General features: G+C 50.0%; 21 protein-coding genes and 1 rRNA gene. 12 read left to right on the top strand and 10 right to left on the bottom strand.

What is annotated here, in order from left to right:
- From EVJ22_RS12360 to dnaA, 8 genes are all read right to left on the bottom strand, one after another.
- Nucleotides 1-206 (bottom strand): 16S ribosomal RNA (locus EVJ22_RS12360); the annotation flags it as partial.
- Nucleotides 207-431: 225 nt separating this feature from the next.
- Nucleotides 432-1,421 carry an HD-GYP domain-containing protein gene (locus tag EVJ22_RS12355; RefSeq protein ID WP_131444033.1) on the bottom strand — a complete coding sequence of 330 codons (990 nt, stop codon included), beginning with the start codon at nucleotides 1,419-1,421 and terminating at the stop codon, nucleotides 432-434.
- 61 nt (nucleotides 1,422-1,482) lie between these two features.
- Entirely contained in the window at nucleotides 1,483-4,056 is a 2,574-nt protein-coding gene (gene gyrA, locus EVJ22_RS12350; RefSeq protein WP_131444032.1) for a DNA gyrase subunit A, read from the bottom strand.
- Nucleotides 4,057-4,078: 22 nt separating this feature from the next.
- Nucleotides 4,079-6,007, bottom strand: a complete 1,929-nt coding sequence (gene gyrB / locus EVJ22_RS12345; RefSeq protein WP_071398677.1) for a DNA topoisomerase (ATP-hydrolyzing) subunit B — start codon at nucleotides 6,005-6,007, stop codon at nucleotides 4,079-4,081.
- A gap of 54 nt (nucleotides 6,008-6,061) precedes the next feature.
- Entirely contained in the window at nucleotides 6,062-7,180 is a 1,119-nt protein-coding gene (recF, locus tag EVJ22_RS12340; protein ID WP_070329327.1) for a DNA replication/repair protein RecF, read from the bottom strand.
- 1 nt (nucleotide 7,181) lies between these two features.
- On the bottom strand, nucleotides 7,182-7,397 hold the full coding sequence (gene yaaA / locus EVJ22_RS12335) for a S4 domain-containing protein YaaA (RefSeq protein ID WP_070329328.1): 216 nt from the start codon (nucleotides 7,395-7,397) through the stop codon (nucleotides 7,182-7,184).
- Nucleotides 7,398-7,531: 134 nt separating this feature from the next.
- Entirely contained in the window at nucleotides 7,532-8,671 is a 1,140-nt protein-coding gene (gene dnaN / locus EVJ22_RS12330) for a DNA polymerase III subunit beta (RefSeq protein WP_131444031.1), read from the bottom strand.
- A gap of 197 nt (nucleotides 8,672-8,868) precedes the next feature.
- A complete protein-coding gene (gene dnaA / locus EVJ22_RS12325) occupies nucleotides 8,869-10,242 on the bottom strand; it encodes a chromosomal replication initiator protein DnaA (RefSeq protein ID WP_070329330.1) in 1,374 nt (457 codons plus the stop codon).
- A 778-nt stretch (nucleotides 10,243-11,020) separates the two neighbouring features.
- On the opposite strand from dnaA, the gene rpmH reads away from it, so the two are divergent.
- From rpmH to EVJ22_RS12305, 4 genes are all read left to right on the top strand, one after another.
- Nucleotides 11,021-11,155, top strand: a complete 135-nt coding sequence (gene rpmH / locus EVJ22_RS12320; RefSeq protein WP_083274156.1) for a 50S ribosomal protein L34 — start codon at nucleotides 11,021-11,023, stop codon at nucleotides 11,153-11,155.
- A gap of 157 nt (nucleotides 11,156-11,312) precedes the next feature.
- Nucleotides 11,313-11,666 carry a ribonuclease P protein component gene (gene rnpA, locus EVJ22_RS12315; protein ID WP_071398687.1) on the top strand — a complete coding sequence of 118 codons (354 nt, stop codon included), beginning with the start codon at nucleotides 11,313-11,315 and terminating at the stop codon, nucleotides 11,664-11,666.
- A gap of 104 nt (nucleotides 11,667-11,770) precedes the next feature.
- The gene (yidC, locus tag EVJ22_RS12310; protein ID WP_071398678.1) at nucleotides 11,771-12,631 is read left to right on the top strand and encodes a membrane protein insertase YidC; all 861 of its coding nucleotides are present in this window, start codon (nucleotides 11,771-11,773) and stop codon (nucleotides 12,629-12,631) included.
- A gap of 119 nt (nucleotides 12,632-12,750) precedes the next feature.
- On the top strand, nucleotides 12,751-13,293 hold the full coding sequence (locus EVJ22_RS12305; RefSeq protein WP_131441355.1) for an HdeD family acid-resistance protein: 543 nt from the start codon (nucleotides 12,751-12,753) through the stop codon (nucleotides 13,291-13,293).
- A gap of 18 nt (nucleotides 13,294-13,311) precedes the next feature.
- On the opposite strand, the gene EVJ22_RS12300 is transcribed toward EVJ22_RS12305, so the two are convergent.
- On the bottom strand, nucleotides 13,312-14,064 hold the full coding sequence (locus tag EVJ22_RS12300) for a nucleotidyltransferase domain-containing protein (RefSeq protein ID WP_071398680.1): 753 nt from the start codon (nucleotides 14,062-14,064) through the stop codon (nucleotides 13,312-13,314).
- A 170-nt stretch (nucleotides 14,065-14,234) separates the two neighbouring features.
- On the opposite strand from EVJ22_RS12300, the gene mnmE reads away from it, so the two are divergent.
- From mnmE to EVJ22_RS12275, 5 genes are all read left to right on the top strand, one after another.
- Nucleotides 14,235-15,614: a tRNA uridine-5-carboxymethylaminomethyl(34) synthesis GTPase MnmE gene (gene mnmE, locus EVJ22_RS12295; RefSeq protein WP_070329335.1), complete on the top strand. Its 1,380-nt coding sequence runs from the start codon at nucleotides 14,235-14,237 to the stop codon at nucleotides 15,612-15,614.
- Nucleotides 15,615-15,629: 15 nt separating this feature from the next.
- The gene (mnmG, locus tag EVJ22_RS12290) at nucleotides 15,630-17,516 is read left to right on the top strand and encodes a tRNA uridine-5-carboxymethylaminomethyl(34) synthesis enzyme MnmG (protein ID WP_131444030.1); all 1,887 of its coding nucleotides are present in this window, start codon (nucleotides 15,630-15,632) and stop codon (nucleotides 17,514-17,516) included.
- A gap of 4 nt (nucleotides 17,517-17,520) precedes the next feature.
- Nucleotides 17,521-18,237, top strand: a complete 717-nt coding sequence (gene rsmG, locus EVJ22_RS12285) for a 16S rRNA (guanine(527)-N(7))-methyltransferase RsmG (protein WP_070329336.1) — start codon at nucleotides 17,521-17,523, stop codon at nucleotides 18,235-18,237.
- Between the two features lie 79 nt (nucleotides 18,238-18,316).
- On the top strand, nucleotides 18,317-19,195 hold the full coding sequence (noc, locus tag EVJ22_RS12280) for a nucleoid occlusion protein (protein ID WP_131444029.1): 879 nt from the start codon (nucleotides 18,317-18,319) through the stop codon (nucleotides 19,193-19,195).
- A gap of 42 nt (nucleotides 19,196-19,237) precedes the next feature.
- The gene (locus EVJ22_RS12275) at nucleotides 19,238-20,020 is read left to right on the top strand and encodes a ParB/RepB/Spo0J family partition protein (RefSeq protein ID WP_071398684.1); all 783 of its coding nucleotides are present in this window, start codon (nucleotides 19,238-19,240) and stop codon (nucleotides 20,018-20,020) included.
- On the opposite strand, the gene yyaC is transcribed toward EVJ22_RS12275, so the two are convergent.
- The gene (yyaC, locus tag EVJ22_RS12270) at nucleotides 19,993-20,619 is read right to left on the bottom strand and encodes a spore protease YyaC (RefSeq protein WP_070329339.1); all 627 of its coding nucleotides are present in this window, start codon (nucleotides 20,617-20,619) and stop codon (nucleotides 19,993-19,995) included. The genes EVJ22_RS12275 and yyaC overlap by 28 nt on opposite strands.
- A gap of 170 nt (nucleotides 20,620-20,789) precedes the next feature.
- On the opposite strand from yyaC, the gene EVJ22_RS12265 reads away from it, so the two are divergent.
- The 3 genes from EVJ22_RS12265 to ychF all read left to right on the top strand — a co-directional run bounded on the left by EVJ22_RS12265 (nucleotide 20,790) and on the right by ychF (nucleotide 23,175).
- Entirely contained in the window at nucleotides 20,790-21,728 is a 939-nt protein-coding gene (locus tag EVJ22_RS12265; protein ID WP_131444028.1) for a mechanosensitive ion channel family protein, read from the top strand.
- A complete protein-coding gene (locus EVJ22_RS12260) occupies nucleotides 21,718-21,921 on the top strand; it encodes a DUF951 domain-containing protein (RefSeq protein WP_016509068.1) in 204 nt (67 codons plus the stop codon). Before EVJ22_RS12265 ends, EVJ22_RS12260 begins: the two co-directional genes overlap by 11 nt.
- 153 nt (nucleotides 21,922-22,074) lie before the next feature.
- Nucleotides 22,075-23,175: a redox-regulated ATPase YchF gene (gene ychF, locus EVJ22_RS12255; protein ID WP_070329341.1), complete on the top strand. Its 1,101-nt coding sequence runs from the start codon at nucleotides 22,075-22,077 to the stop codon at nucleotides 23,173-23,175.
- Nucleotides 23,176-23,275 lie beyond the last annotated feature (100 nt).

The following is a 23,275-nucleotide window of genomic DNA, read 5'->3' as shown; positions in this document are numbered from 1 at the left end:
GCGGTTCGATGACCCATCCGGTATTAGCCCCGATTTCTCGTGGTTATCCCAGACCTGAGGGCAGGTTCTTTACGTGTTACTCACCCGTCCGCCGCTCATTCCGTCGACTTCCCCCCGAAGGGTTCCGCCGATTTCCTGCGCTCGACTTGCATGTATTAGGCACGCCGCCAGCGTTCGTCCTGAGCCAGGATCAAACTCTCCAAAGAATTTGATATAGCTCTTGAAAATGACGAAGCTTGCGCTTCATTCAAAACTTGTAAAACTTTTTTTGCCTCATCGTTCAGTTTTCAAAGTTCGTCTGTCGCTCTTAACGACTCATTAATAGTATCATCTGTAATTATATTCGTCAACTATAAAAATAAAATATTTTAAAAGAATAATATCTAGCGTATTCTTTCGACGGCACTATATAGAAGGAACACGCTAGACGGTTACTGAAAAGCGACGATTCGAACCTCATCAAGTTGAGATAAATCGTATGTTTCTTGCGTTGGTTCAGCGATCACGACCGGTTGTTCTACACTCGGCGTGTAGCGTTGAATCGTTCCGCGCACACCACTGCTCAGTAAGACAGTCCGTCCTACTTCGTAAAAGCCGAGCAGTGTAGCTAAAAACGTCAATGCTTCCCCATCGTATGCCTCATTTTGCCACATATAAAAATAGGCCTCTTCTGCTGTCAACGCTGCCCTGAACGTACGTGGGGCTGTCAATTGGCAGAACCGATCAGCGACGATGAACAACGGTGATGCAGGATGAAGGGCTCGTTCTTCTAGCCGATTCGGAAAACCTGACCCGTCTAGGCGTTCATGATGTTCGGCAATCAATTTACCGACCCTGGTTCTAAGTGTCTGATCTTGCGGTAACATCGCAAACGAGACGAGCGGGTGCTGATACAACAGCTCTCGTTCCATTTTTGTGAAATAGCGCATGTGGGACCACTTTCGTATTTTAGCGTAGCTCGCATCTGCGAAATAGGAAGCAACGCCATAATCGAATTGAATGCGGTGTTCGTCTCCTCGGTATTTCGATAGCGTCTTGGCTACTAAGGCTCGATAAATCGCATGATGAATCACATGATTTTTTCGAAGTGATTGATTCGTGAAGAAGGTGACGATGGCCGATAGCGGATATTCACGTTTGAACAGTTGATGGACGAATTCAAGCGCTTCGTAAGGGTTGGGGGCAATTCGTTCTTCCCATTGGTTATAATGCCGTTCATATTGGAGCACTTTTGCACATAGATCGATTTCCTCGTCGCGGGTAAGATGGCGACATTCGACCGGAGCAACATCAATCGCTCCCACCTTTAAAAAACGGAGCAAGCGTAAATGTTCGTTTGTCAGTTTCGTTCCTGCCTCTAACGAAGAAACTGACGTCAAAAGCGTCATTCCAACGTGAACGTTTGAAATGGCAAGTCGCATGCTCATCCCTCCTGATTGTATGAAAAAAGGTCGAACGGAAGCACCGTTCAACCTTTTCGTCTTACTCAGTCTCTTCAGACGATGGGCCAACTTCGGGTGCTTCATCAACAAACCCATTCTCCACATCAACTGTCGATTCCTCTTCTAATTCATCTTTTTTCAGTTTAGCAATTGTCGCCAAGCGGTCGCCATCTTCGATATTCATGACTTTAACACCGCGCGTGCTACGCCCCATTTGCGAAATTGTTTGGGCATCGATTCGAATCGCGACACCGAGCTCGGTCATGAGCATGATGTCATCATCTTCATCGACTACGCGCATCCCGACGACAGTTCCGCGGTCTGTCTTGATTCCGATAATTCCAGAACCGCCTCGACCTTGTGTACGGAATTGTTCCATCGCCGTGCGTTTGCCATATCCTTTTTCCGTGATGATGAGCACGTCTTGCGTCGGGCGTACGATTTCCATCGAAACGACTCGATCATCATCTTTCTTCAATCGAATCGCACGTACACCGCGAGCGGTACGGCCCATCGAACGGACCTCACCTTCGAGCGGGAAGCGAATCGACATCCCTGCGTGTGTCACGATCAACATCTCGTCATCGCTCTTCGCGAGACGTACGGTAACGAGCTCATCGCTATCATTTAAGCTGATAGCACGCAACCCGTTTTTGTTGATGCGAGCATAGGCAGAAAGCGGTGACCGTTTGACAAGTCCGTGCTTCGTGATAAACACGAGTGACAATTGCTCATCAGCCACTTCTTCTTCTTCTGAACCTTCACCAACGTCCTCAACGATAGCTTTGTCCGCCAAATAGCTATTAAAGTCGACCGGAATCATCGTTTCGACCTTCTCGCCCTTATCGACTTGGAGCAAGTTGATAATCGGCATCCCTTTCGCGGTTCGGCTCATCTCAGGAATCTCATATCCTTTCAAGCGGAACACGCGACCGAAGTTCGTGAAGAACAAGATCGTATCGTGCGTTGAAGCAGATAAGAGGCGCAATACGAAGTCTTCGTCATTCGTACCCATTCCTTGTTTCCCTCGACCGCCACGGCGTTGTGTACGATACGAGTCACTCGGAATCGATTTGATGTAGCCTTCGCTCGTCAGTGCGATCATCATGTCCCGAACTGGGATCAAATCCTCATCCTCAAGCTCGATGATGTCGGTACGGATCACTGTACGACGTGCATCGCCGTAACGCTCTTTGATTTCAGTCAACTCATTGCGAATGATTTCGAGAAGGAGTTCCTCGTCCCCTAAAATCGCACGCAATTCTTCGATCAACGTACGGATCTCGCGATACTCGCCTTCGATTTTCTCGCGTTCAAGACCGGTCAACCGTTGGAGACGCATATCGAGAATGGCTTGTGTCTGCTCTGTTGATAGTCCGAAGCGAGCAATCAATTTCTCACGGGCCTCGTCACCGGTCCGCGTGCTGCGGATGATGGCGATGACTTCATCGAGGTGGTCGAGTGCGACACGGAGACCTTCGAGAATATGCGCACGCGCTTCTGCCTTATCGAGGTCGAACTGCGTCCGACGACGAACGACTTCTTTTTGGTGCTCGATGTAATAATAGATCGCTTGTTTCAAGTTGAGCGTTTTCGGACGTCCTCCGACGAGCGCGAGCATGTTCACCCCGAACGTCGTTTGCATCGGCGTCTGTTTATACAAGTTGTTCAAGATGACGCTTGCGTTCGCATCGCGGCGTACCTCGATGACGACGCGCATTCCGTTTCGGTCCGACTCGTCGCGAAGGTCTGTGATGCCCTCGATTTTCTTATCGCGAACTAGGTCAGCAATCTTTTCAACGAGACGTGCCTTGTTCACTTGATACGGAATTTCGTGGACGAGGATGCGTTCACGGCCGTTCTTCAACACTTGGATCTCGGCTTTCGCGCGCATCGTGATCGATCCGCGACCTGTCTCATACGCCCGGCGAATACCGCTGCGTCCTAAAATCTCACCAGACGTCGGAAAGTCCGGACCCGGAATGTACTGCATGAGCTCTGAAATCGTGATGTCCGGATTATGCGTGAGCGCAAGTACGCCATCGATTACTTCGTTCAAGTTATGTGGTGGTACGTTCGTCGCCATCCCGACCGCGATCCCGCTCGTACCATTGACGAGGAAGTTCGGGAAACGGGCCGGCATAACGACTGGTTCTTTCTCTTCACCATCAAAGTTTGCTTGATAGTCAATCGTGTTTTTACCGATATCGCGCACGAGTTCCATCGCGATTTTCGACATCCGGGCTTCCGTGTAACGCATTGCCGCTGCCGAGTCTCCATCGACGGACCCGAAGTTTCCGTGGCCATCGACGAGTTCGTAGCGATAACTGAAATCTTGGGCCATCCGGACCATCGTCTCGTAAACGGCTGAATCACCATGTGGGTGATATTTACCGATGACGTCCCCGACGACACGGGCAGACTTCTTATGGGGCTTGTCGGCACGAATCCCGAGCTCGTTCATCGCATAAAGGATACGGCGGTGAACCGGCTTGAGACCGTCTCGCACGTCCGGGAGGGCACGCGACACGATGACGCTCATCGCATAGTCCATGAACGACGTCCGCATCTCTTGGCTAATATTTATATCCTTGATATTTTCTTGTTCTGCCATTCGTTATTGCCTACCCTTCTTTTTAAATATCGAGGTTTTTCACGTAGTGTGCGTGTGACTGGATAAAGTCACGGCGCGGCTCGACATTGTCGCCCATGAGCGTCTCAAAGACCTCATCTGCCTCGATGGCGTCTTGAAGGTCGACACGAAGCATCGAGCGAGACTCTGGATTCATCGTCGTGCTCCAAAGTTGTTCCGGGTCCATCTCACCGAGACCCTTGTAGCGCTGTACACTATAGCGCGCGTTCTCAGGAAGTCGTTTGATTGCTTCTTGGAGTTCGCGGTCGTTTTGGACGTAAACAATCTCTTTACCATGTTTTACACCGTAGAGTGGCGGCTGGGCGATGTAGACGTAGCCGCTCTCAATAAGTGGCCGCATGTAACGATAGAAGAACGTCAGCAACAGTGTCCGGATGTGGGCACCATCGACGTCGGCATCGGTCATGATGATCAACTTATGGTAACGCGCCTTGCCGAGATCGAATTCGTCGGCGATCCCGGTCCCAAGTGCCGTGATGATTGTTCGGACTTCTTGGTTGGCTAAGATTTTATCGAGTCTTGCTTTCTCGACGTTGATGATCTTACCTCGGATTGGCAAAATCGCTTGGAAATGACGGTCGCGTCCTGACTTGGCTGATCCACCGGCCGAGTCACCCTCGACGATGTACAGTTCAGATTTTGATGCGTCCTTCGATGAACAGTCGGCCAGCTTACCTGGCAACGAGCTGACTTCAAGGATGCCTTTACGACGTGTCATTTCACGGGCGCGTTTGGCCGCGAGGCGGGCACGGGCTGCCATGAGCCCTTTGTCGACGATGAGTCGGCCGACCGACGGGTTCTCAAGCAAGAACTGTTCGAACGTCTCGCTAAAGAGTGAATCTGTCACCGTACGGGCGTCAGCGTTACCGAGCTTCGTCTTCGTCTGTCCCTCGAACTGCGGTGACGGGTGTTTGACCGAGACGATCGCGGTCATCCCCTCACGCACGTCGTCGCCAGAAAGGCTGCCATCAGCCTCTTTCATCAATCCAAAGCGTTTGGCGTAATCGTTGATCGCCCGTGTCAGTGCCGTTTTGAATCCGGTCTCGTGCGTTCCGCCTTCGTGTGTCGGAATGTTGTTTGTGAACGAGTAAATATTGCTAGAGAACCCTTCGTTGTACTGCAGCGCGATCTCTACTTCGATCCCGTCTTTCGTGCCGTGTACATAAACCGGCTCCTCGTGGATCGAAGACTTCGAACGGTTCAAATGCTCGACGTAAGACTTGATCCCGCCTTCGTAATAATAGTTTCGCTCAATCGTTTCGTCGCCCCGCTCGTCTTTTGCGATGATACGGAGTCCTTTGTTCAAGAAAGCAAGTTCACGCAAGCGAGTTGCGAGAAGATCAAAATCGTATTCGAGTGTTTCATCGAAGATGTCTCCATCTGGGAAGAAACGAACCGTCGTACCGGTCGTGTCTGTCGTGCCGACAATCTCGAGCTCACCTTGAGGTGCGCCGCGTTTGAACGATTGATAGTAAACGTTACCGTTTCGGCGTACGAACACCTCGAGTTTCTTCGACAAGGCGTTAACGACGGACGCCCCGACTCCGTGCAAACCACCCGACACTTTATATCCACCGCCGCCAAATTTACCTCCGGCGTGGAGAACGGTGAAGATGACTTCGACGGCAGGACGTCCTGTCTTTTTCTGAATGTCGACCGGAATCCCCCGGCCATCATCTTCGACCACGACAGAGTTGCCTGGTTCGACCGTCACGGTAATCGTTTCACAATGACCGGCGAGCGCTTCATCAATCGAGTTGTCGACGACTTCCCACACTAAGTGGTGGAGCCCGCGCGAACTCGTCGAACCGATATACATCCCTGGGCGTTTACGAACGGCTTCTAACCCTTCAAGCACTTGAATCTGATCGGCACCGTAATCTTGCATTTGTTTTTCGTTTTCGTTACTCATCGGTTTCATTCACCTACTATACATGAATTGGTGTTCATAAGGATTGGTCGTACGTTAGACAGATTCCGTCTCAACTTTACCTTGTTTCACGTGAAACAACTTGGCTTGTTGAATCGTTTCGTGAGCAATTCCATCGATATTGGTCGTCGTAATAATCGTTTGGACTTTCTGCCCCATCGTATCAAGCAGATGGGTTTGGCGATGATCATCTAATTCAGATAAGACGTCGTCTAACAACAGCAGCGGATACTCCCCGACCTCTTCGTGGATCAGTTCAATCTCCGCTAGTTTTAACGACAAGGCCGCCGTGCGTTGCTGGCCCTGTGAACCGAACGTTTGGACGTTCCGATCATTAACGTACAATTCGAAGTCGTCGCGATGGGGACCGAACAAGGTCACACCTCTTCTTCGTTCGTTCTCTCTTATTTTATCAAACTTTTGCCGATACGTTTCAAACATCTGTTCTTTCGTGTGACGTTCTTTTTGAAACGTGTCCGAGACGTATTGAATCGTCAACGTTTCTAAGTTCCGAGTGATTCCTGCATGGATCGGTCCGGCCCATTTCTCGAGTTGATCGATAAAATGGTGGCGCCTGGAAACGATTTTGACGGCAAGCTCAATCAGTTGGTCGGTGAGCACTTCGAGCAATGTCTCGTCCCCACCTTTGATCGACAGTTGTTTTAAAAATGCATTCCGTTGCTTCAGTGTTTTCAAATACTGATTCAAGTCATGTAAGTAAATCGGACTGACTTGTCCGATTTCCATATCTAAAAAACGTCTTCGTCCTTGAGGGCTGCCTTTGACGATCGCAAGATCTTCTGGCGCGAACAAGACGACGTTGAACGCTCCGACGTAGTCACTGAGCCGTCGTTGCTCGAGGTGGTTCAGTTTCGCTTTTTTCCCTTTCGGAGAAAAGCTCAGCGACTGTACCGTTTCACCGGTACGTTTATGGATCCGACCCTCGACGATGGCCGTTTCCGCTTCCCATCCGATCAGTTCACGGTCTTGCGTCGTCCGATGCGACTTTGCGAGCGCAAGTACGTAAATCGATTCGAGCAGATTCGTTTTGCCTTGGGCGTTCTCACCGATGAGAACATTCGTCTGTTCTGAAAAATTTAGCTCAAGGGCTTCGTAGTTGCGGTAGTTTTGCAGTCGAATCGACAATAAGTGCACGTTAGTTCCCCTCGATTTGGAAGTCCCCGTAGCCCTCGACTTCAATCTTGTCTCCGTCGCGGAGTTTACGGCCGCGGCGTTGATCGACCTCGCCGTTCACTTTGATCTCAACGTCTTCCAAAAAGAATTTCGCTTGGCCTCCGCTTGAAATAATATCAGCTAATTTTAAAAATTGTCCGAGTGTTACATACTCGGTCGTAATCGACACTTTTTCCATGTCGTCACTTCCTTTCCTTCATACTTTTCACAAAAAATCGCCATACATATTAGTTTATCGAAAAACGTCGAATAAGGCAAAAATAGGGATGATAAGGTGAAACACCTCATCATCCCCGATTCGCTCCATCTTGATTACGATGTGCGGACTGGCAAAATCAACTGAAGGACACTATCTTGTTCGACCGGACGCAAAATGAACGGGCGCATCGAACCTGTGAATTGAACCTCGATTTCCGTCGCATCGAGCGCACGAAGCGCATCCATGACAAATTTCGAGTTGAACGAAATTTTGAGTTCTTCACCTTCGAGCGATAAGATGCTGACCCGCTCGGACACTTTCCCGACTTCAGGCGAGTGTGAAGAGACTTCGACCGTGTTCGCTTCTTCAGCCACGAACTTGATGACATTGTTGCGATCCGAACGTGCCAACAGCGATGCACGATCAATCGCCTGTAAGAAATCTTTCGCATTCAAACGAACTGCAGTCCGATATTCTTCTGGGATCAAGCGAGACGTATCTGGGTACGCTCCATCAAGAAGACGTGAAAAGAACGAAATGTTTTTCAGACGGAATAGAATCTGTTGGTCCGTCAAGACGATTTCAATCGGCAACTCTTCACGGTCGAGTAATTTCGCGAGCTCATTGAGTGAACGACCAGGTACGACGACATTTTGGAACGTCAAATCGTCATCTGTTTCAAAACGGGCCCGGCGCAGTGCCAACCGATGGCTATCCGTCGCGACGCATGTCAAAAATCCTTTTTCAGCTGAGAAATTCACACCTGTCAGGACTGGACGTGTCTCTTGCGACGAGACGGCAAAGCTTGTTTGGCGAATGATCGTCTTCAACAAATCGGCCGGAAGATAGAACCGGCGGTCGCTCGCTAGTTCAGGGAGACGTGGATACTCGTCTGGGTCGAGTCCGTTCAGATGGAACTCCGCTTGACCTGATTCGATACGCGTCATGAAGTTTGGTGAGACTTCGAGTGTGACTTCGTTCGTCGGGAGCTTCTTGACGATTTCACCAAGGAAACGGGCGTTCAAGACGACGCTACCGGCACGTTTGATTTGGATGAGTTCGATTCCACCCTCTTCGACCGGGATCAATCGTTCGATTGAAATTTCCGTATCACTTCCTGTGAGCGTCAATCCATCCGCATGGGCTTCGAGTTTTAATCCTGTCAAAATTGGGATCGTCGTTCTAGAAGCAACAGCTTTTGATACATCTTGTACGGCTTGCATGAATACATCGCGCTGAATCGTTAAGTGCATGTGGATAATTCCTCCTAAGTGAAATGAGTCATATAGTTTAATAATAATAGTATTATTTAAGTCATAATAGTAATAAGGGCTGTGGATAGTGGGGATAACTCACTTGAACAACTGGTGTTGAGCCAATCTGCCTGTGAATAACGTGTGGATAACTCGGCTTGTTTATCCACAGGATATCCACAAGAGAAATGAGACGGTTACGACAACGCCTTCTTCAATGTTTTAATCGTCTCTTGCATCTCCGGATCATGCTTGAGTAACGTGCTAATCTTCTCATGCGCGTGGATAACTGTCGTGTGATCCCGCCCACCGAACTCTTCTCCGATTTTAGGGAGTGAGCTCTCGGTCATCTCGCGTGATAAATACATCGCGATCTGTCTCGGGAAAGCGAGCGTCTTCGTCCGTTTTTTCGCTTTGAGCTCATCGACCTCGATATTAAAGTGATGACCGACGATCTCTTGGATGTCACGGATGACAATCTTCTTCGCTTCTTGCACCGGCATGATGTTGTGGAGCGCTTCGGCAGCGACATCAGGGTCAATCGGCCGGGCGACGAGCTTCGCATAGGCGACGACGCGGGTAAGTGCGCCTTCAAGCTCACGAATGTTCGTGTCGATTTGATTCGCGATATAGAGCATGACGTCATTGGCGATATCAAGCCCTTCAGCTGTCGCTTTCTTCCGTAAAATCGCGATCCGCGTCTCGAGGTCAGGCGGCGTGATATCCGTGATCAGTCCCCATTCGAACCGAGACCGGAGACGATCTTCTAACGTCGGAATCTCTTTAGGCGGCCGATCGCTCGAGATGACGATTTGTTTTTGATCGTTATGGAGCGCATTGAACGTGTGGAAGAACTCTTCTTGCGTCTGTTCTTTCCCGGCCAAGAACTGAATGTCATCTATTAATAGAACATCGATGTTCCGGTAACGGTTACGGAACTCCTCTGTCTTATTGTCGCGGATTGAGTTAATGAACTCGTTTGTAAACTTTTCCGACGAAACGTAGGCGATTCGTGCGCCTGGCTTCTGCCCTTTCACGTAATGACCGATCGCATGCATCAAGTGTGTCTTTCCAAGTCCGACTCCCCCATAGATGAAGAGCGGATTGTAAGCTCTCGCAGGCGCTTCAGCCACAGCCAGTGAGGCAGCATGGGCAAACCGGTTGCCCGAACCGATGACGAACGTTTCAAAGATATACTTATCGTTTAATTGACCGAGGTTCCCTTCCTCTTTTGATCGTACTGGAACCGGCTGCTCTCTCGTTTCTGTAGCGGCAATCGCTTCTTTTGATCCCTCTGCAGGAGCATACTTGTGCGCTTGCGACTCCTCGATAAAATGAATCTCAAGTCGATTGTTCGTCACTTCCTCAACCGTATCTTGCAATAATGACAAGTACTGACGTTCGAGCCAAGTGACAATGAAACTAGCGGGGGCGGATACGACGAGTGTCGTTCCCATCAATGAAATTCCTTCCGTTGACTTCAACCACATGTCAAAGCTAGCTTTTGGTGTTCGTTCTTCTTCGTCGATTAGAGATAAAACATTTCTCCAAATCTCGCGAGCATTTTTCAATGAAAGACCTCCTTTACTCACATATTGGCGAAACTTATTCACATGATATACACATTCACTATTCTTATAGTAGAAACTAGGCTTATCCCCAGGAAACAAAAACTGTGGATAACGTTATCCACAAGGTGTTAACTATGGGGATAACAGTTATCCACAGGCTGTGTATATCTCGGAATTGATGAAATATCATCCACGAGTTGTGCACATTTAGTTTATCAAAATAAAATAGACGTGGCAACGGTTTTTGACATTTATCCACAGATTTAAAAAACAATCCACAGGCACTTATCCACATGCTGTGGACAGTGTGGATAAGCTGTGGATATGTTGTGGATAAACTTAAAGGGGACGAGCCGCCATGAAAAAGTTATACACAAAAGAGGGAGAAAGAGAATAACGTATTGTTTTTGTAAGAGAAGAAAGTAGAATTTTAAGAAACCGTACGTTACAATTGTTGAAAAAGATGGAGTTATACACATATAAGTGTGGATAACTAGGTGGATATGTGGATAAAATGGCTTTATCAAGCTATTTGTAAAAGAATGACGGCTCAAATGTAAAGGTTGCGTTTCGTTTAGCCCCCCATTTTATAGACGTCTAGCCTGATCCGTCTAGTTGGGGAGATCAAGTTCATCGTTGTTAACTATTCGTACCCGATTCGAAAACCTCTTGAAATGCCATTGACAATCGGTAGAACAGTTTATATAATCTTAAAGACTGCCTTAAATGAAACTATAACTTGCTAATAGAGCGTTAACCTTGAGGAGGTGCTTTAACCATGAAACCAACTTTTAATCCTAACAACCGTAAGCGTAAAAAAGTTCACGGATTCCGTTCGCGTATGGCGACTAAAAACGGCCGCAACATTCTTGCAGCTCGTCGTCGTAAAGGCCGCAAAGCCTTGACTGTCTAATAAAGATCAAAAGATTGCCCGGGGAACTGATCCTCGGGCAATCTTTTTTTATCGTCACAGAATTGAACGGAAAAAATCGATTCTCACTCGTTGAAATGAATGGGATATGATATGATGTTAGGTGACGATTTTTGAAGCGAAGGATGGAGTGAAAATTTTGAAAAAAGAATACCGCCTCCAAAAGAATGAAGAGTTCCAAGCGGTGTTTCGCGAAGGACGCTCCGTGGCTAATCGTCAGTTTGTCGTCTACACTCAGAAGGCGGATCAAGCGCATTTCCGGGTTGGACTTTCTGTCAGCAAAAAGTTAGGGAACGCAGTGGAACGAAACCGAATGAAACGATTGATGCGTGAATCGCTTCGCTTGCTCGAACCGAACGTGGCTCCGCATAAGTATGTCATCATCGCTCGTAAACCAGCGACGTCCCTCTCGCAAGATGAAGTGACGGAGAGTTTGAAACATGTGTTCAAACGGGCTAAAGTTTGGCAACAGAGGCAAGTCGATCGATCATAACAATCCGAGCTCGTTCTTTCATATATAACGCGAACTAATTAGGATTGACCGATAGACGTGTGAGGCAACTAAAAAGAATCGATACAGAAAGCGTAGGAGGAATTATGAGCAAAAACCTGAAATTAGGATTATTGGCCGTCATGACTGGTGTCATCTTGTTGATGGCCGGATGCGTCGATCCATCGACAATCCAAGGAGAGCCAATCACGGCTGAAACGGAAGGCTTCTGGTCTAAATACTTTGTATGGCCACTAGCATGGTTGTTAAAAGAAGCGGCTTATTTAATCGGCGGCACTTGGCAGTACGGGTATTCGATCATCGTTGCGACGATCATCGTCCGCCTCTTGATCTTACCGCTCATGATCAAGCAAACGAAGAGTATGGGTGCGATGCAAGTGTTGCAGCCGGAAATGCTCAAGCTTCGTGAGAAGTATAGCTCGAAAGACCAAGAGACACAGCGTAAACTGCAAGAAGAAATGATGAAGATGTATCAAGACTACCAAATCAACCCGCTCGCAGGGTGTTTGCCAATCTTGATTCAAATGCCGATCTTGTTCGCATTCTATGATGCGATTCGTCGGACACCTGAAATCTTTGAAGCAAGTTTCCTTTGGTTCGACCTTGGTGCGCCGGATCCGACGTTCATCTTGCCGATCCTTGCTGCGATCTTGACGTATGCCCAACAAAAAATCTCAATGGCGGGGCAAGAACAAAACCCGCAGTTGAAGATGATGCTTTATATCTTCCCGGTCATGATTTTCGTCATGTCGATCACCCTCCCGGCAGCCCTCTCGATGTACTGGGTCGTCGGTTACATCATCTCAATCATCGTGACGATGGCAATCATGTTGCCGATGCGTGAGAAGATGAAAGTTCAAGCTGAAGCGAAAATCGCTGCGAAAGAAGCAGAGCGCGCGGTACTCGCAGAAGAAGAAAAACAGAACAAAAAGAAAAAACGCAAATAAACGTTGAGGCTGTGGATAAATAATCCACAGCCTTTTTTTGTGACAAGAGAAGTATTGTGGATAAAATGCGGGAATAGGATTAAAGACCAATTATCTGAACCAAGAAGGGAGCATTCCTAATGGAGACGCTGATCAAACGGCTTGAACGTTCGACGTTAGTCCAAGCCGGTATTTATTTGGTGATCGGGTTACTGATTTTATTTAATCCGCGCTTTTTCTTTGACGTCATCGTTTATCTCGTCGCCGGTTATTTTGCTGTACTCGGTCTTTGGGTGTTGTTCCAAGGTCTTCGCCAACGAAAAGATGGGTTGCCGCCATCGTTCTTTATGGGGATCGTCTATATCTTGATTGCCTTAATCGTCTTTTTCTTCGCTGAAACGTTAGCCAGCCTCTTACCGCTCTTCATCGGTTTCTTGTTCTTGTTTGGCGGGCTCATCCGGCTCATTCAAGCCGTTGGTTTTCGCAAGACGATTGCGAATCGGTGGATGTTCTTTCTATTGAGCAGCTTGTTGTGGATCGGGATCGGACTACTCATGCTGGCGAACCCGTTCGACAGCTTACTCGTCTTGTTTCAATTGTTCGGTGGCTTTTTAATTGCCGTCGGTCTCATCGAATTAGTACTCTATTTCACGCTTCGGTCTGCAAGACGCCAGCACGTATGAACGAAGAGCCGCCTGATTTTACAGGCGGCTCTTTTCGCGTTGGAGCAAATTTATGAAAAACGGTCGGATTGTTGCGAACCCTTCGATTGTCTCCAAAAATCGACGCTCCTCCTCTAGGCGAGCGACGTACAGTCGCGCTGCCGTGGCATGTTTTGTCGGGGTCAACGACTCATACCACGCACGCAAATCAATGTGGGCGCGTGCAGCCACGTCTTTCAACCCGAGGACGCTACGATGCGGCTCGTAATGGGCTGCAAGGACGTAGGCGAAATGGTTCATCCCTTGGCGCAACATCTCGACGGCCCAAATGTCGTTTCCGCGGTCGCGTGCTTTCGTATATTGAAAGAAAAACCAAATCGTATCGAAGGCGTGCCCGTATAAGTCACCTGTAGCCAAGGTGAGCGAACGGGGATGATGTTCAAGCCGGTTGCCGGGGTCGAACAGCACCATAATTTCGTCGTGTCCGTTCAACGTCTCCGACGTGACGGTGAACAAGTCGACGTGTAAGAAGTCATCGTAGACGACAATCAGTTGCGGGGCGACGATGTCGATGTCGTCCTCGAGCAAGATTGGACGGTACGCCGACAAGTGCTGGCGCCGTCGGCTTAAAAAGTCAGCGACCTTCTCCGGGGCGACCATGACATAAAGGTCGACGTCCGAATGTTCATCGCCTTCCCCGCGTCCAAACGATCCTTTAAGAAAAATCGCTTGAACGGCTTCGTCTTGCTGTAACACGTCCGTCAGTTTAGAAATGGCCTCAAGTTGTCTCATTCCGTCGTGCCTCCTTTGGAAATATATTCCGCTATTGTACAAAAGTAAAAGCTGAAAAAGCAACTCGTGATGGAAAGGTCGGACCCTTTCGTTCGAGCTAAATATCGTGTATAGTAGGTGCGTTATGCATATGATAGATAAAGATGTTTGAAGTATGGGAGGGGAAGATTATGCTAGAGTTTGACACGATTACAGCCATTTCGACGCCGATGGGTGAAGGGGCAATCGGAATCGTCCGTTTGTCCGGTGACAAGGCTGTCGAGACGACGGCGAACGTGTTCGCGGGCAAAGACTTGACGGAAGTGGACTCGCACACGATTCATTACGGAAAACTGAAACGGCCTGGCACAGACGAGGTCATCGATGAAGTGATGGTCAGCGTCATGCGGGCGCCGAAGACGTTCACGCGAGAAGACGTCGTCGAAATCAACTGTCACGGAGGAATCGTCGCGGTCAATCGTGTCCTCGAGCTGATCCTCGAACAACCGAACATTCGATTGGCAGAACCAGGCGAGTTCACGAAGCGCGCCTTTTTGAATGGCCGCATCGACTTGTCACAAGCGGAAGCGGTCATGGATTTGATTCGGGCGAAGACCGACCGCGCCATGACCGTGGCGATGTCACAGATGGAAGGTCGTTTGTCGCGGCTCGTCCGTGATTTGCGTCAACTGTTGCTTGAAACGATCGCGGCCGTCGAGGTCAATATCGATTATCCAGAGTACGATGCTGAAGAGATGACGCAAGCGATCGTCGAAGAGAAGGCAGGCGAAGTGAAACGTGTGCTTGAACAACTGCTCGAGACGGCTCGGCAAGGGAAAATTTTGCGCGAAGGTCTCGCGACAGCAATCATCGGACGGCCGAACGTCGGCAAGTCCTCGCTGCTCAACACGCTCGTCCAGGAAACGAAGGCGATCGTCACCGAAATCGCGGGTACGACGCGCGACACGATCGAAGAGTACGTGAACGTCAAAGGCGTTCCGCTCAAGCTGATCGATACGGCCGGGATCCGCGAGACGGAAGATATCGTCGAACGGATCGGTGTTGAAAAATCGCGGAAGGCGCTTGCGGGCGCCGATCTCATCTTGCTCGTCTTGAACGGTCATGAGGGCTTGACGGTCGAAGATGAGGCGCTATTCGAGGCGATTGCCGGCATGAATGCGATTATCATCATCAACAAGACGGACTTGCCACAAAACATGGATTCTTCTAAGCTAGAGAAATTAGCGGCAGGGCGCCCGATTGTGGCTACATCGCTATTATTGGAAGAAGGGATCGATGCGCTTGAAAAGGCGATTTCGAACTTGTTCTTCGCCAAAGGCGTCGAGTCGCAAGATATGACATATATCTCGAACGCACGACACATTCAACTCATTAAACGGACGATCGAGCAAATCGATGAGGCGCTCGGTAGCGCCGGCATGAACATGCCGATTGACATGGTCCAAATTGATTTACGTCGGGCGTGGGATACGCTCGGGGAAATCAATGGGGACACGGTCCAGGAAAGTTTGATCGATCAACTGTTTTCACAGTTTTGTCTTGGGAAATAAGAAGGAGGAAACACTATGGCTTACACGGCAGGCGAGTTTGACGTCATCGTCATCGGAGCCGGTCACGCGGGGATCGAAGCGGCACTTGCGTCGGCGCGCATGGGCGCGAAGACAGCGATGCTCACGATGAACCCGGACATGGTCGGGTTTATGTATTGCAATCCGTCGATCGGAGGTCCCGCTAAAGGGATCGTCGTTCGTGAAATCGATGCCCTCGGAGGCGAGATGGCGAAAGCGATTGACGCGACATATATTCAAATGAAAATGCTCAACACATCAAAAGGTCCAGCGGTGCGTGCGTTACGGGCGCAAGCGGACAAATTCCAATATCAAAATCACATGAAGAAAGTACTTGAAGACGAGCCGAACCTGTTGCTTCGTCAAGCACTCGTCGAGCGACTCATCGTCGAAGACGGGCAAGTGCGCGGCGTCATCACGAACACAGGCTCGGAGTATCGGGCGAACGCGGTCATCGTCACGACCGGTACGTTCATGCGCGGACAGATCATCATCGGAGAACTGTCTTATGAGAGCGGTCCGAACAACCAAATGCCTTCTGTCGAGCTGTCGAAGCATCTCGAAGAACTCGGGCTTGAACTTGTTCGTTTCAAGACGGGTACGCCGCCGCGAATCGACGGGAAGACGATCGATTATTCAAAAACGGAGATTCAGCCGGGGGACGAGAACCCGTCGCTCTTCTCTTACACGTCGACCGATCTCAATCCGATCGAACAGATCCCATGCTGGCTCACGTATACGAGCGAGCGGACGCACCAGTTGATCGACGAGAACTTGCATCGTTCGCCGATGTATTCGGGCGCGATCAAAGGGACAGGGCCACGCTACTGTCCGTCGATTGAAGATAAAGTCGTTCGTTTCAACGACAAGCCGCGTCATCAAATCTTCCTCGAGCCAGAAGGCCGCGACACGGAAGAAATCTACGTCCAAGGCTTCTCGACGAGCATGCCGGAAGACGTTCAGCACCAGATGCTCCGGACAATCCCAGGTCTTGAGAACTCAGAGATGATGCGCCCCGGTTACGCGATCGAATACGACGCGGTCGTACCGACGCAACTTTGGCCGACACTCGAGACGAAGACGGTCAGCGGTCTGTTCACGGCTGGGCAGATCAACGGGACGAGCGGATACGAGGAGGCAGCCGGGCAAGGTATCATGGCCGGTATGAACGCCGCCTGCAAAGTGCTCGGGAAAGACCCGGTCATCTTGGACCGGTCGCAAGCATATATCGGTGTCTTGATCGACGACCTCGTGACGAAAGGGACGAACGAGCCGTACCGTCTGCTGACGTCACGTGCCGAATATCGCTTGCTCCTTCGCCACGATAACGCCGATCTTCGCCTCAGCGACATCGGACACGAAGTCGGTTTGTTGTCTGTCGAGCGCCATGCAAATCTTGAAGACAAACGTACAGCCATCGCTGCGGAAGTGAAGCGGCTCCAGTCGCTCGTGATCAAACCGTCTGCTGAAGTGAATGCGATTTTGGAAGAAGTCGGGGCGAACCCGCTCAAAGAAGCAGCACATGCCAACATCTTGTTGAAGCGGCCCGAAGTGACGTACGCGACGCTGACGCGGTTTGCACCGGCTCCGGTGGAAGTGCCGTTCGAAGTAGCTGAACAAGTCGAGATTCAAGTGAAATATGAAGGCTACATCTCGAAACAGCTCGAGCAAGTCGAAAAAATGCGTCGTATGGAAGAGAAGCGCATCCCTGAGAAGCTCGACTATGACGCGATCAGTGGTCTTGCGACGGAAGCGCAACAAAAATTGAAACAAGTTCGTCCGCTCTCGATTGGACAAGCGTCACGTATTTCCGGGGTGAACCCGGCCGACGTATCGATTCTTCTTGTCTATATCGAGCAGGGACAATACGCAACGGTGGAGTGAAACGATGAATCAATCCCAATTTATTGAAGCCTTACAGGCAGAAGGGTTCGAACTGAGCGAGAAACAACTCGCCCAGTTCGAACGGTATTTCGAGATGCTCGTCGAATGGAACGAGAAGATGAATTTGACGGCAATCACGGATAAAGAAGAAGTCTATTTGAAGCATTTCTACGATTCGCTGAGCGCTGCGTTTCATTTCGACTTCACGGCCGTCGAGACGGTATGTGACGTCGGCGCCGGGGCAGGTTTCCCGAGCTTACCGCTCAAAATCTTGTTCCCGCACTTACATGTGACGATTGTCGATTCGCTCAACAAGCGCATCACGTTCTTGAACGAACTCGCCCTCGCTCTCGAGCTAGATGGCGTCGCGTTCCACCATGGACGCGCCGAAGAGTTCGGGAAAAATAAAAAATTCCGTGAGCAATTTGATGTCGTGACGGCCCGTGCCGTCGCGCGGATGACGGTGCTCGCCGAGTACTGTCTACCGCTCGCAAAAGTCGGCGGAACGTTCGTGGCGCTCAAGGCCGCGAAAGTTTCCGACGAACTTGTGGACGCGAAGAATGCCTTGGCGGTGCTCGGTGGGAAAGTAAAAGCGACACACCAGTTCCTATTGCCAGGAGAGATGAGTGAGCGTAATATCGTAATTGTAGATAAATTACGTAAAACGCCCGGGAAATATCCGCGTAAAGCGGGAACGCCGGCGAAAGAGCCGCTAATCTGAGTATTCTTGTTTCACGTGAAACTAAAAGCAGATTCCAGTGGTGGAATCTGCTTATTTTTTACATAAAGGGGTGCCGACGTTGAAGAAAACATTTGCTAAACTGTTCGGAAGTCGTCAAGAAGTGGCCGTCACGGAAATGACGCAAGTTAAACCGAACGACACGGTCCAAGAAATCGCTTTAGCATTACTTCTTCCAAACCGTTATCAACCGCGTAAAGTATTTGAACCGGCTAAGATTGAAGAGTTGGCCGTCACGATCGAAGAGCACGGATTGCTTCAGCCGATCGTTGTTCGTAAGGCGGAAGGGGACCGCTATGAGATCATCGCTGGGGAGCGTCGTTTTCGTGCGGTCAAATCGTTAGGATGGTCCGTCATTCCGGCCATCATCCGTGACATGGATGATGATACAACAGCCGCCTTGGCGCTCATCGAAAACTTACAACGCGAACAGCTTAGCCCGATTGAAGAAGCGGAAGCGTATGACCGGTTGTTGTCGATGAAACAGTTGACGCAAGATGCGCTCGCGAAGAGCCTTGGCAAGAGCCAGTCGACAATCGCGAACAAGTTACGCCTCTTGAAGCTGCCGAACGACGTCAAACAATGTTTACGTGACCGTCAAATCAACGAACGACATGCCCGGGCGCTCTTGCCGCTCAAAGAAGAGTTGCTGCAAATTCAAGTACTCACGGAGATCCTTGAAGAAGACTATAACGTCAAAGAGACGGAACAGCGTGTCGCGTTCTTGACGACACCGATTGAAGAAGAGAAACGGAAACCGAAGAAGCAACGCCGGCGGACGAAAAGTTTTGCCCGAGACACTCGAATCGCGATCAACACGATCCGTGACTCGATTGATCTGATCGGGAAAACCGGTATCGAAGTTCAAACCGAAGAAGTCGATGAAGAAGAGTTTGTTGAAATTCGAATCCGAATCCCAAAAGCGCGGCCACAAAAGTGAGCTCGTGCTTTTTTTATAAATCATGAACAAGGAGGCGTCACGATGGAAAAGTTAGCGCTCAAATTTATCCGTCCCAACCCGAACCAACCAAGGAAGCAATTCGAAGCCGAGAAGCTAGAAGAGTTGCGACAATCGATTGAACGGTACGGTGTCTTACAGCCCATCGTCGTCCGTAAGGCGAGCGGCTATTATGAGATCATCGCCGGCGAGCGGCGCTATCAGGCGGCGCGGCTTGCCGGGAAGGAAGACATTCCGGCGCTCGTCGTTACGGCCGACTCGGATCGGGTCATGGAGCTCGCGCTCATCGAGAACATCCAACGGGCTGATTTGAACGCGATCGAAGAAGCGCTCGCCTATGAGCAACTCATGCAGACATTAGGGCTGACGCAACAACAGCTCGCCGAACGTGTCGGGAAGAGCCGGAGCCATGTGACGAACAGCCTCCGGCTCCTGAGACTGCCGAGCGCGGTCCAACACGCGGTCATGGTCGGGGAACTGACGATGGGTCATGCCCGTGCCATCACCGGCATGAAGTCGGAGGCGGCGATGGAACAAATCGCGCGACGTGTCATTGCTGAGCAGTGGACGGTCCGCCGGCTCGAGCGCCATTTGCAAAAAGAGCGCACAGAAAAAAAGACGCTCAAACGCTCAGACTCAGACGTCGAAGCCGTCGAGGCCGTGCTTGCGGAACGTCTTCAAATGGATGTCTCGATTCGGTCACGTCGAAAAGGCGGCGTCCTCGAGTTGAAATATTTTTCGCAGGAAGACTTGGAACATTTGTTGACGCTGTTGTCACCTCAAGATTTTGATTCGTCACGTGATTGACGAAGTCTTGTGAACGCGGCCTCTTCATGGTGGATGTTTCCGATTCGCGAATCGAATTCGACGAATCCGGCGGTGACGAAGCGCGCCAGTTCGTAAACGAGGTGGAGACGCGTGTTTTGTAGAATCATCATCTCCATGAAGCCGCTCACGTTGACGACCGCCTTGATGTTGTATTCGCCGACCGAGGGGAGTTCTTTTTGAACGCCAGCGCCCGGTGCGAGCGGGCCTTCCGAGAAGAAGACGTAACCGACGCTCGATAAGCGGCCGAGGCAGGCATCGATGGCGATGATGAGCGGACGGTGAAAGCGTGTCTGAATCTCATGGAGCGTTTCGACTAGGTTTAAGGCATGGACCGGTTTCGTGAGTGTCCCGTAGACGTGCAAGTTCCGAACCATTTTTTCCTCGAGAAACGTACCGACGAGGGGACCGAGCGAATCTCCGGTCGAACGGTCGGATCCGATGCAGACGAGAACGATCGGACGGTGTGTCTCGCTCGCCAACTGTTCATGAAGCTGGTCAGCAAAAAGTTTGGATCCACTCCGTTCAGTATGTTCGATGAAGAAAGAGTATGGTTTATGAGGTTTTAGGCGAAACGGCATGAATCTCATCCTCTCTTCTAAGCTGTTTGGGATCTAGTTGCAATTGTGGAAGGATATCGTATTAACCCATTCCCGGAACGAAGAAACTTATAACGTCCGGATGTAGGGTTTGAGAAAAGTCATCAATTGTGGTTTGATGGGTTAGAATATATGACTTTAGAGGTGACAACATGGCTTCACAGAATACAGAAACAGATTTAAGTACGGTGGCCGACGAGACGATTAATAACGTCAACCGCTTCGTCGCCTACTTTCAAGACACAGAGATGTGGATCGCTCTTGGGATTAAGCTGGTCGGGGTCGTGCTCATCATCGTGGCGTTGTATACGGCGACAAGAATATTGACGTCGATGGTCCAGCGCGTGTTCACGTTACGTAAAATCCATGAAGATAATATTGTGGCGCAACGGCAAAATGAAACGCTTTTGAAGCTGGCGCAAAACACGATCCGTTATGTGATCGGACTCATTATGATTTTGACCGTACTCGGTCAATTCGGGGTCAATATCGCCGGTTTGATCGCATCGGCCGGGGTCGCGGGTCTCGCCATCTCGTTCGGTGCCCAAAACTTGGTCAAAGACGTCATCACAGGCGCGTTCATTATTTTTGAGAACCAGTACAAGAACGGGGACTACGTGAACTTGAACCAACAAGTCGATGGGACCGTCATCGAAGTCGGCATCCGGACGACAAAACTTAAAGGATTGAACGGACAAGTGACGATCATTCCGAACGGCCAGATCATGCAAGTGACGAACTACTCGCTTGAGAACAGCGTCGCTGTCGTCGATATCGGGGTCGCTTATGAGGAAGAGACGGAAAGGGTCGAGAAAGCGCTGAAAGAAATCGCGAAGGCGGTCGAAGAAAAGTATCACGATTTGTTCATCGAACCGATCACACTTGCCGGTGTGCAGTCGCTCGGACCGTCGGAAGTCGTGTACCGTCTCATGGCCGAAGTGCCGCCGACGCAACATTTCGCGGCAGGCCGGATTTTGCATAAAGAGTTGAAGGCCGGACTTGATGAGCGCGGGATTGAAATTCCATATCCGCGCACGGTCATGATGTCTCCAACCACTTCGATTAAAGGAGCGTCCGAAAATGCAGGCTAAATCGTATGAGTTAAACGATTTTGTAGAGATGAAGAAACCGCACGCTTGTCAAACGAACCGTTGGCAAGTCACACGGGTCGGGATGGACATCCGAATCAAATGTCAAGGCTGCGGAGCGAGCGTCTTAATGCCGCGACGTGACTTTGACAAACGTTTGAAAAAAGTGCTTAAACAAGAGAACGCCGCTGAATAAGTGGCGTTCTTCTCTATGTTGCAACCGTGAGTTGCGGTTTAATCGAGGACTATCTATAATTGTGAAGGATGTGACGGTGTGGTGTACTGAACGTACCCACTCCACAGACGGATCAACATTTCCCGGGAAACGCCGGATGAGGAGGAAATATAAGTGGGATTAACAGCAGGAATCGTCGGGTTACCGAACGTCGGGAAATCGACATTATTTAACGCCATCACGCAAGCAGGTGTAGAAGCGGCCAACTATCCGTTTGCTACAATCGACCCGAACGTCGGAGTCGTCGAAGTACCGGACGCGCGTCTGGACCGGTTGACCGAACTCGTCAAACCGAAGAAGACGGTACCGACAGCGTTCGAATTTACAGATATCGCTGGAATCGTCAAAGGAGCATCAAAAGGAGAAGGGCTCGGGAACAAGTTCCTGGCCAACATCCGTGAAGTGGACGCGATTTGCCAAGTCGTCCGTTGTTTTGAAGATGACAACATCACCCACGTCGCCGGTAAAGTGTCGCCGATCGATGACATCACGACAATCAACCTCGAGCTCATCTTGGCGGACCTCGAACTTGTCGACAAGCGCATTACGCGCGTTCAAAAAATGGTGAAGTCAAAAGATAAAGGGGCCGCCCAAGAACTTGAAGCACTCGAAATCGTTCAAGCGGTCCTCGAATCAGAGCGCCCGGCCCGTGTAGCCGAATTGACGGAAGACCAACTCGCGATCGTCAAACACTTCCAACTGTTGACGATGAAACCGATGCTTTACGTCGCGAACGTGAGCGAAGACGAAGTCGCGGACTCGGACAACAACAAGTACGTGCAAGCCGTACGTGAACACGCCGCGACGGAAGATGCGAAAGTGATCGTCATCTGCGCGCGCATCGAGGAAGAAATCTCTGAGCTTGAGCCAGAAGAGCGCCTTGAGTTCTTACAAGACCTCGGGATCGAAGAGTCTGGCCTCGATCAGCTGATCCATGCCGCGTACTCGACGCTAGGTCTCGCCACATACTTCACGGCAGGTGAGAAAGAAGTCCGTGCTTGGACGTTCAAACAAGGGATGAAGGCTCCTCAGTGTGCCGGCGTCATCCATTCGGACTTTGAGCGTGGATTCATCCGGGCCGAAGTCGTCTCGTACGAAGACTTGTCGGCAGCCGGCAACATGACGCTCGTCAAAGAACAAGGCAAGTTGCGTTCAGAAGGTAAAGAATATGTGTTCGAAGATGGCGACGTAGTCACGTTCCGCTTCAACGTTTAAGACATTTCCTTGAAACGTATTGTAAAATGCAAATAAGTTTGATAGTATATTATGACGTGAGTAAAACAATTGTTTGCTCCTTGCTCCTGCAACCGGTAGG

This window comes from Exiguobacterium sp. SH0S7, from assembly GCF_004337195.1.
Classification (GTDB): Bacteria; Bacillota; Bacilli; order Exiguobacteriales; family Exiguobacteriaceae; genus Exiguobacterium; species Exiguobacterium aurantiacum_A.
The sequence above is the reverse complement of the archived record's forward strand: the minus strand, read 5'-3'. Positions and strand labels throughout refer to the sequence as shown.